Source organism: uncultured Vibrio sp. (assembly GCF_947488985.1).
Lineage (GTDB): Bacteria > Pseudomonadota > Gammaproteobacteria > Enterobacterales > Vibrionaceae > Vibrio.
Genome location: NZ_CANLBV010000015.1, coordinates 57,958 through 66,521, shown reverse-complemented (window position 1 = coordinate 66,521; position 8,564 = coordinate 57,958). Strand labels below are relative to the sequence as shown.

8 protein-coding genes and 1 pseudogene are annotated in these 8,564 nt (G+C 46.5%); 6 read left to right on the top strand and 3 right to left on the bottom strand.

Features of this window, described 5'->3' with window-relative positions:
• Positions 1-89: 89 nt before the first annotated feature.
• Together Q1A70_RS05635 and Q1A70_RS05630 are read right to left on the bottom strand one after the other, a co-directional pair.
• Positions 90-392 (bottom strand): annotated as a pseudogene (locus Q1A70_RS05635) (hemolysin III family protein); the annotation flags it as partial.
• Positions 393-581: 189 nt separating this feature from the next.
• A complete protein-coding gene (locus Q1A70_RS05630) occupies positions 582-1,376 on the bottom strand; it encodes a sporulation protein (RefSeq protein WP_299687610.1) in 795 nt (264 codons plus the stop codon).
• Positions 1,377-1,659: 283 nt separating this feature from the next.
• Here Q1A70_RS05630 and Q1A70_RS05625 point away from each other — a divergent pair, with 283 nt between their 5' ends.
• The 6 genes from Q1A70_RS05625 (at position 1,660) to Q1A70_RS05600 (ending at position 6,762) form a co-directional block, all read left to right on the top strand.
• On the top strand, positions 1,660-1,827 hold the full coding sequence (locus tag Q1A70_RS05625; RefSeq protein ID WP_299687613.1) for a hypothetical protein: 168 nt from the start codon (positions 1,660-1,662) through the stop codon (positions 1,825-1,827).
• Between the two features lie 129 nt (positions 1,828-1,956).
• Positions 1,957-2,220, top strand: a complete 264-nt coding sequence (locus tag Q1A70_RS05620) for a YihD family protein (protein WP_299687617.1) — start codon at positions 1,957-1,959, stop codon at positions 2,218-2,220.
• 316 nt (positions 2,221-2,536) lie between these two features.
• Positions 2,537-3,955, top strand: coding sequence for a cytochrome c oxidase accessory protein CcoG (gene ccoG / locus Q1A70_RS05615; RefSeq protein WP_299687620.1), 1,419 nt, complete (start codon positions 2,537-2,539; stop codon positions 3,953-3,955).
• A gap of 74 nt (positions 3,956-4,029) precedes the next feature.
• Positions 4,030-5,016, top strand: coding sequence for a serine/threonine protein kinase (locus Q1A70_RS05610; RefSeq protein ID WP_299687775.1), 987 nt, complete (start codon positions 4,030-4,032; stop codon positions 5,014-5,016).
• 55 nt (positions 5,017-5,071) lie between these two features.
• A complete protein-coding gene (locus Q1A70_RS05605; RefSeq protein WP_299687623.1) occupies positions 5,072-5,671 on the top strand; it encodes a thiol:disulfide interchange protein DsbA/DsbL in 600 nt (199 codons plus the stop codon).
• Between the two features lie 137 nt (positions 5,672-5,808).
• The gene (locus Q1A70_RS05600) at positions 5,809-6,762 is read left to right on the top strand and encodes a DUF2860 domain-containing protein (RefSeq protein ID WP_299687626.1); all 954 of its coding nucleotides are present in this window, start codon (positions 5,809-5,811) and stop codon (positions 6,760-6,762) included.
• Positions 6,763-6,820: 58 nt separating this feature from the next.
• On the opposite strand, the gene Q1A70_RS05595 is transcribed toward Q1A70_RS05600, so the two are convergent.
• The gene (locus Q1A70_RS05595; RefSeq protein ID WP_299687629.1) at positions 6,821-8,344 is read right to left on the bottom strand and encodes a YifB family Mg chelatase-like AAA ATPase; all 1,524 of its coding nucleotides are present in this window, start codon (positions 8,342-8,344) and stop codon (positions 6,821-6,823) included.
• Positions 8,345-8,564: the final 220 nt, after the last annotated feature.

Genomic DNA, 8,564 nt, shown 5'->3' with positions numbered 1-8,564 from the left:
AATCAAGCGAATGGGATATGGGTATCGAGATACAGACTACTTCTTCTTGAAGATAAAAGCGGCTTTCCCCGGAAAGCTGCGATGAACCATAAAAAAGGCGTATAGCTGCCTGCGATCAGTAAGTAAATCGCACAGTGATCGAGGGTTTTCAGTAAGCGCTTGGTTTTTTCGGTGGTGATCGAGTGATAAAGCGTAGAGGCAAGAAACAGAAGGATAATGCTGCTGCCATACACCGTCATACTGATCACGGTCAACATGTCAGCTTGGTAAGACAACGCGCGAGTAAGCAATAACATCAACCCCACGACACCCAGCACCACACCCAAGCCATGAGTGATCGCATTAGCGCGCTCTTCTATTTCGCTGTATTGGCTAGCTGGTGATGCAGACATGAGTATCCTACTAGAGTAAATGTTCGATTAACCTAGCATTGCACATTAAGCTTACACGTGTAAGCTTAAATTTTTATGACATCAATAAAGTCAACTATCGGCTATGGAGCAGCAAGAGCTGAAAGCTAGCGAGCTATAAAGCTCAAGAGCGACAAACGAAGTCGCCCTCGAAACTAAAGAGTGAAGAAGCTAGGAAACGCTGTTTAAATACTCAAGTACCATCTTGCCCGCCTCCTCTGGTGAGGCATTTAATGGCACACTCAACTGACGCTTAAGTTGGCCAATACCTAATAAACTCGCCAGCATGCCTCGCGCCCCATCGCGATTACGATCGATCTCAAACCACAGCTTTAGCTCAGTGTCGTCGCGGTGAGCAACCACCTCAAGTTCACGCCAGCGACCATGGTACGGACCCGTCGTAGGAACAAACTCAAACTCTTGGACAAACGGCAATTCAAAGCCATCGACGGCTTCACATTCAACCTGACGAATCCGTAACCCCTGCGCCTCAAGCTCATTAAAGATGCCATCAAGCAGTGCATCGGGACGAACCGTTAAAGTGTCTTTATCCGACGGGTCAATCGCCATTGCAATATCTAATCCGGTTTCAAGCCACACCCTTGAATCCCCAATCGTAACCGGAGTGTTTAATGGCACATCAAACTCACACTCGAAATCACGGGTTTCACCCGGCTGAATCACAAAAGCATACGGTAGGCTCCATTTTGCCAATGAGTATGTCTGGTGCATACGGCGTGCTTGGCCTCCACCCTCTTGCCCTTGCGAGTGAGTGGTCACCTCTTTGACATAGCGACAGCATAGGTTCAGATCAATATTGTCGATCTCCTGCGGCTGAGCGCCACCATAGACATGCACAATAATGCTCGCCCTCTGCCCCGGATAGAGCACTTCCTGTTGCAATACAGAATCGACCTTAGCAGACCCAATACCAAAACTTGCTAACGTTTTCTTTAAGAACGACATATGCACCTCCTTTAAAGCATCATCTTAAGCCTGAAAGAGGTTCAAACTCAAATATACTGCTCACACTATTTTAGCTCTAATATCGTCTATTTATTACTCAAACGTCGATCGATAGCTGAGATAATGATAATCTTAAGCTTGATATGCATGCATATCGTTATCCTGATTTATTCTTCGGATTGGCGAAAGCCAGAGGAGTGACGCTTCAATTACTTGAAACGGATCTCATGGTAAATCAGGCCATTAAATTGGCAATGGATATGCCTGACCGTTAGGTAAATGAATGCGCCCAACAACAGTCAGGTTCTCGCACACCAACCGCAGTGCGACCCGCCGTCGTAGTGGCTTTGCTGCTGCTCCAATGGCAAAAAAACCGGCTCCTGCAATCACTTTCGTTGAAAAGACTGCTTTATTAGCATCGACCACAGCAAAAGTCATTAAAGCCGCTTAACAAAAAGCGCAGTTTTTACTGCGCTTTTTTCTTACACGGCCCGACTTGAAATGTGTTTACACATTGGTATTCCTCAACCGATTTGATACCTTAGCAACAAATTATTATAAAATTTGTGGAGAAGTAAATATGAAGTGTCACCGCATTGAAGAGCTAATTGAACTTATGGAGCCTGAGTGGCAAAAAGATCAAGAGCTTAACTTGTTAGAATTCATCATCAAGTTATCAAAAGAGGCCGGTTACGACGGTAAGCTTGAAGAGCTCACCGATGATGTTCTGATCTACCATCTAAAAATGCGTAACAGTGAAAAAGATGAAATGATCCCCGGCCTTAAAAAAGACCAAGAGAATGACTTCAAAACCGCGATCCTAAAAGCGCGTGGCATCCTTTAATACTCTCATTACTTGGGTTGCCTTATTAATAAATTGCTCAATCTTTCAAAGCGACCATTCGGTCGCTTTTTTGTTTCTATTCGCTATTTTTTTATCACAAATGTTATGACTTTCACCACCAAAGGTTAACGGCGTTAAGGAAGTGAGGACAAACTGTCGTTATAATCGCCCCTCATAAGAATTATCTAAAACAATAAGAGCAAGTGCTAAGTTGAACTATGCACCACAATTACGGCTTAGTTTCTCCCTGTACATATTTGTAAAGCAATGTCGTCAATACTCTCGAAGAAGGGTATAGCCACAAAAAGGATAGTCCATGAGTCAGGATAAAATCGATATCAAAGATGTGACGCCTAAAACCTTTAACCCGAAAACACATAAAGGTAACGGCGATCGATTTAACCCAAGTAACCGAATCTATGTTCGAGAAAGCAAAGGGAAATTCCAACAATTGCGCCGCTACGGTGGTTGGTTGTTACTTTTACTTTTTGCACTTATCCCATGGATTCCATTTGGTGAGCGACAAGCGGTGTTACTCGATATCGCCAGCCAACAGTTCAACTTCTTTGGCACCACCCTCTATCCACAAGATCTCACCCTGCTCGCGATCTTATTCATCATTGCCGCATTTGGCTTATTCTTCATAACCACCTTCTTAGGCCGAGTTTGGTGTGGCTACCTGTGCCCGCAAACCGTCTGGACCTTCATGTACATCTGGTTTGAAGAGAAACTCGAAGGGGCAGCTAATAAACGAAGAAAGCAAGACTCAGGCAAACTGACACCCAATTTAATCCTCAGAAAAACCATCAAGCACATCGCATGGTGGACGATAGCCATTGCGACTGGCTTGACCTTTGTCGGCTACTTCATCCCAATCAAAGAATTAGTGGTTGGTTTCTTTACCTTTAGCTCATCTTTCTGGCCGGTGTTTTGGGTACTGTTCTTTGCAGGCTGTACTTATGCCAATGCAGGATGGATGCGCTCGATTGTTTGTCTGCACATGTGTCCATACGCGCGTTTCCAATCGGCAATGTTCGACAAAGATACCTTTATTGTGGGTTACAACAGTGAGCGCGGTGAAAACCGAGGCCCTCGCTCTCGCAAAGCCGATCCCAAAGAGCTTGATCTCGGCGACTGTATTGACTGTAATTTATGCGTTCAAGTGTGCCCAACGGGGATTGATATCCGTGACGGCCTGCAATACGAGTGCATTAACTGCGGCGCGTGTATTGATGCATGTGACAATACCATGGAGCGCATGGGTTACGAAAAAGGCCTGATCAGCTACACCACCGAACATAGACTTGAAGGCCACTCAACCAAGGTAATGCGTCCAAAACTTTTGGGTTACGGAACAATACTGATCCTCATGCTTGGCTTGTTCTTCGCACAAATTGCCAGTGTCGATCCAGCAGGATTGAGTGTTCTGCGTGACAGAAACCAGCTATTCAGAGTTAATAATCAAGGGCTGGTAGAAAACACCTACACGCTGAAAATCATCAACAAGACTCAGCAAGAGCAAGAGTACAAGCTCGATGTTAGCGGGCTGCCCGATTCTATCTGGCACGGTAAGCAAACCATTACCGTCGATCCGGGCGAGGTTTTGAACCTACCGATCAGTTTAGGTGTTGACCCTGAAAAACTGAGCTCACCTGTTTCGACAATTCAGTTTATACTCTCGGATAATGAAGAGTTTACGATGGAAGTCGAAAGTCGATTTATCAATAAGCTCTAATACCCACCAGCTAAGTGGTCGGTATAACTCCCCAATAAATGGAAAAAGGCTCAGTAATGGGCCTTTTTTATTCTATGACGATGCAAGCCTTTAACTTTGATAACCTGACTCCTGACTTCATGTGGTATGCACTGGAGAGCATCGGGGTTCGCGCGGAATCCGGTCTTCTCGCTCTCAACAGTTACGAAAACCGTGTCTATCAGTTCACCGATGAAGACCGTAAGCGCTACGTCGTTAAATTTTATCGTCCGCAACGCTGGAACAAAGAGCAGATCCAAGAAGAGCACGACTTCGCACTGGAGCTGATCGAACAGGAAATGCCTGTTGCACCGCCAATGCGCGTCAACGGTGCAACCTTGCATGAATACCAAGGCTACCTATTTGCATTGTTCGAAAGCGTTGGTGGTCGACAGTATGAAGTGGATAACCTAGACCAACTGGAAGGTGTAGGACGCTTCCTAGGCCGAATTCACAAAGCGAGTGCAGGAAGAACATTTCAGCACCGCCCAACTATCAGCCTAGATGAGTATCTGTATCAACCACGTAAGATACTAGAAAACTCTCAGTTTATCCCGACTCACCTAGAGAACGCGTTCTTCAATGACGTCGACCTTCTGATTAAAGAATTAGAGAGCCAATGGCCGAGCAATATTGAAAATATCCGCCTGCATGGTGATTGTCACCCAGGCAATATTCTGTGGCGTGACGGACCAATGTTCGTTGATCTTGATGACGCACGTAATGGCCCTGCGATACAAGATCTATGGATGCTACTCAACGGTGAACGCCAAGATAAGCTGATGCAACTCGATATTCTGCTAGAGAGTTATCAAGAGTTTTGCGATTTTAATACCTCGCAGCTGAAACTAATCGAACCACTACGCGGTCTACGTATGGTGCATTACATGGCATGGTTAGCGAAGCGATGGCACGATCCAGCGTTTCCTTTGGCCTTCCCATGGTTTAATGATCCGAAATATTGGGAGCAACAAGTGCTTGCTTGTAAAGAGCAAATTGCTACCCTGCAGGAGTCACCACTTTCGTTAATGCCTCAGTGGTAACCACAATCGCAACATATAACTCGATAAAAATTCAAACATAATGGAGATTGAATAAATGAAAAAGCTATTCGCATTTTTCTCATTGATCATGTTGAGCCTTTCAGCTCACGCGGCGAAATTTAACGAAGGTGAGCACTACAAGGTTCTCGATCTAGAAGCATCAAAAAAGCCAGTAGTGACAGAGTTCTTTTCTTTCTACTGCCCTCACTGTAATAGCTTTGAACCTATCATCCAGCAGCTAAAACAACAGCTACCTGCTGACGCTAAGCTACAGAAGAACCATGTTTCATTCATGGGTGGCAATATGGGTCTGCCAATGAGCAAGGCTTACGCAACCATGATTGCACTGAAAGTTGAAGACAAGATGGTGCCAGTGATGTTTAACCGCATTCACACCATGAACAAACCACCACGTGATGAAGCAGAACTGCGTCAAATATTCCTAGACGAAGGTGTTGATGCTAAGAAATTTGATTCGGCATACAATGGTTTTGCGGTAGATTCAATGGTTCGTCGTTTCGACAAAGCGTTCAAAGACAGCGGCCTTTCAGGCGTACCAGCTGTAGTAGTGAACAACCGCTACCTAGTAGAAGCACAAGGTATTAACTCTCTCGACGAGTACTTCGATCTGGTTAACTTCTTATTAAAGAAGTAAGGTATTGATGAAAGGAGGCTTCGGCTTCCTTTTTGTTGCTGACTCCACAATCACAGTGATAAGTGAGCGACTAGGACATTAAAAGCGTAACCGCTGTTAATAACCATCTTAGAAACTGGTGGGCAAGGAGCCCTTGAATGAAAATAAAAACAACTCTTTTGGCATTGAGTGTTGCAACCTCTCCCGCTTTTGCCAAGCTTGCCGACAGGCAAGGGTTCAGTGGTGAAATCTCAATCAATACCGGCGTAACCTCTTCGACCTCAAACTTTAATACCAACGCTGATCGCACCCTCTCATCCAACAACCAAAAAGCCTCATCTGAAAGCTCATTTATTGTCATGCCATTAGGTAGCATTGCTTACACCTTTGGCCGTAACCTTAATCATCAGGTATACACAGGTACCACTCGTGACGACATCGCAACGGGTACCGTAGTGCTTGAAGTGGGTTATAAATATCAGCTTCCGTCGGGCATGGTGATTGACGCCTCTATTTTACCGACCATTATGTCTGGCGAAACCTGGGCTGATCCATACAACACCACATCAGCCCGCACCGAAACCGATGAAACCGGCAATGCGTTTCGCTTGAAGTTAAATCGCATTGCGGGCTCTGCGTTCTCTTTGGATATGGCCTACGCCACCAAAGATGTCGACAATGATCTCGTTAGACAAGAGCTGCAACGTGATGCCGATACCTTCTATTTAAAAGCGCAGTATCGTCAACCCGTCAGCCGCACCATGATGTTGGCGCCATCGCTGATTTACCAATCGAGTTCTGCCGACGGTAACGCCGCTTCTTATGAACAGTTTGGTGCGAAAATCAGCTTGTTTGGCGGCGCTGGGCGTCATGGATATGCGCTAACCGCAGGCTATAATCAACGCGCCTATGACGCCAGCAACCCGATTTACAACCAAACTCGCCGCGACGACAACATCAACCTATTCGCCGCCTATGAGTACAGCCAATTTATGAACTGGCAAAACTGGTCATTTGTTTCACTGGCAGGCTACGGCCACAGTGACTCAAACATTACCTTCTACGATGAATCACAATACATCGTATCCGTGGGTATCAACTACAAGTTCTAGCCACTTATCACTCTCAGTCGATAACAAGCCTACCTCTGCGTAGGCTTGTTATTCTCCGCTATACCGCTTGAACGGTCAGTTGCTTCAATAATCGGTCCATGGCGCGATAGCCAAGTGCCTCGGATAAATGCTTCTTTTCAATTTGCTCTTGGCCATCAAGGTCTGCAATGGTGCGTGCCACCTTAATGATGCGATGATAGGCGCGAATCGACAAACCCAATCGGTGCAGCGCCACTTCCAAGAACTGCGCATCCTCACGCCGTAATGGGCAATATTTTTCAATTTCTCGACTACCCAGCAGTGCATTCGATTTAGCGTTCCGAGACAGCATGACCTCTCGAGCCTGCATGACCCTTTGCTTGACCACTTGAGTGGTTTCCCCACGATCGCCGCCTTCGGCTAAGGTCCCTTTCGGCAAGAGTGGGATCTCTAATGACATGTCGAATCTATCCAATAGCGGTCCTGATAATCGATTCAAGTAGCGTAAGATGATCTGTGGATTCGCGCGTGCTTGATTACCTTCATAGTAACCTGTCGGGCTAGGATTCAACGCCCCCACCAGCTGAAAGCGAGCTGGAAAACGCGTCTTACCCGCTGCGCGAGAAATGATGATCTCACCAGACTCAAGCGGCTCTCGCAGTGAGTCAAGCACCTTACGTTCAAACTCAGGCATCTCGTCCAAAAACAGCAGGCCATTGTGCGCCAAAGAGATCTCGCCGGGGCGAGGTATAGAGCCACCACCGACCAATGCGGCCATTGAACTCGAGTGGTGCGGTGATCGAAAAGGTCGCTGCTTCCAATTGTATTGATTGATCTCCTGTTGAGTTAATGAAGCCACCGAAGCGGTTTCCATCGCCTCGGCATCACTCATTTCTGGCAATAGATCGCGCAGCCGAGAGGCCAACATAGTCTTGCCAGTACCCGGCGGGCCAAGAAACAGCAGATTGTGGTTACCGGCTGCGGCTATTTCTAATGCGCGCTTACCTTGTTGCTGACCGATGATGTCTTGCAAGTCACGCAGCTCTGAAACATCGACCTGTTGGTGCTCCCTTCTATATAGGCCAAGCTGCGCCTGTCCACACATGTCAGCACAAACCTCCAACAAGGTTTGTGCTGATTTATGCGCCCCCTTGCCCACCAATGCCGCCTGATCACCATTATAGTGTGGGACAACTAAGCACCGCTCGACACGATCGGCGGCCAACGTCGCTGGTAACACGCCCTTTACTGAGCGCAGTTCTCCTGACAACGCCAACTCACCGATAAATTCGTGCTGCGCTATTTTTGACGTTGGGAGCTGATCCGATGCCACCAAAATCCCAAGCGCGATAGGCAAATCGAAACGGCCGCCTTCCTTGGGTAAATCCGCCGGAGCGAGGTTGACAGTGATCCTTTTGGAAGGGAACTCAAAACGTGAATTGATAATCGCACTTCTCACTCTATCCTTGGACTCCTTTACCGTGGTTTCCGGTAGCCCCACCAGCGTAAAGCCGGGCATTCCGTTGCTAATATGCACCTCAACGGTCACTTCAGGCGCTTCGACCCCCACACTAGCTCGGCTATGAATTATCGCGAGTCCCATAACTTTCCTTGTCTTTGATTTAAAAGTATTCACTCTGGACATTCATTGTTAACCAAAGCTATTAGGTTGTTATATAGCTTGGTGGGGTGGTACTTAAATGTGAAAAAAGAATGACATTTCCCTTGTCATGCAGCAGATTTGTGTGATAACACTAGAGATGTAAACTTTTACCACACACAATAAACGAGAAAGCTCGGATTTTATGGTATTTAACGCTCGC

What these genes read in the sequence shown, in the direction of transcription:
- Q1A70_RS05610 (WP_299687775.1), top strand. Translation starts at nt 4,030, where the DNA reads ATGACGATGCAAGCCTTTAACTTTGATAACCTGACTCCTGACTTCATG.
- Q1A70_RS05600 (WP_299687626.1), top strand. Translation starts at nt 5,809, where the DNA reads ATGAAAATAAAAACAACTCTTTTGGCATTGAGTGTTGCAACCTCTCCC.
- Q1A70_RS05620 (WP_299687617.1), top strand. Translation starts at nt 1,957, where the DNA reads ATGAAGTGTCACCGCATTGAAGAGCTAATTGAACTTATGGAGCCTGAG.
- Q1A70_RS05605 (WP_299687623.1), top strand. Translation starts at nt 5,072, where the DNA reads ATGAAAAAGCTATTCGCATTTTTCTCATTGATCATGTTGAGCCTTTCA.
- Q1A70_RS05595 (WP_299687629.1), bottom strand. Translation starts at nt 8,344, where the DNA reads ATGGGACTCGCGATAATTCATAGCCGAGCTAGTGTGGGGGTCGAAGCG.
- Q1A70_RS05625 (WP_299687613.1), top strand. Translation starts at nt 1,660, where the DNA reads ATGCGCCCAACAACAGTCAGGTTCTCGCACACCAACCGCAGTGCGACC.
- ccoG (WP_299687620.1), top strand. Translation starts at nt 2,537, where the DNA reads ATGAGTCAGGATAAAATCGATATCAAAGATGTGACGCCTAAAACCTTT.
- Q1A70_RS05630 (WP_299687610.1), bottom strand. Translation starts at nt 1,376, where the DNA reads ATGTCGTTCTTAAAGAAAACGTTAGCAAGTTTTGGTATTGGGTCTGCT.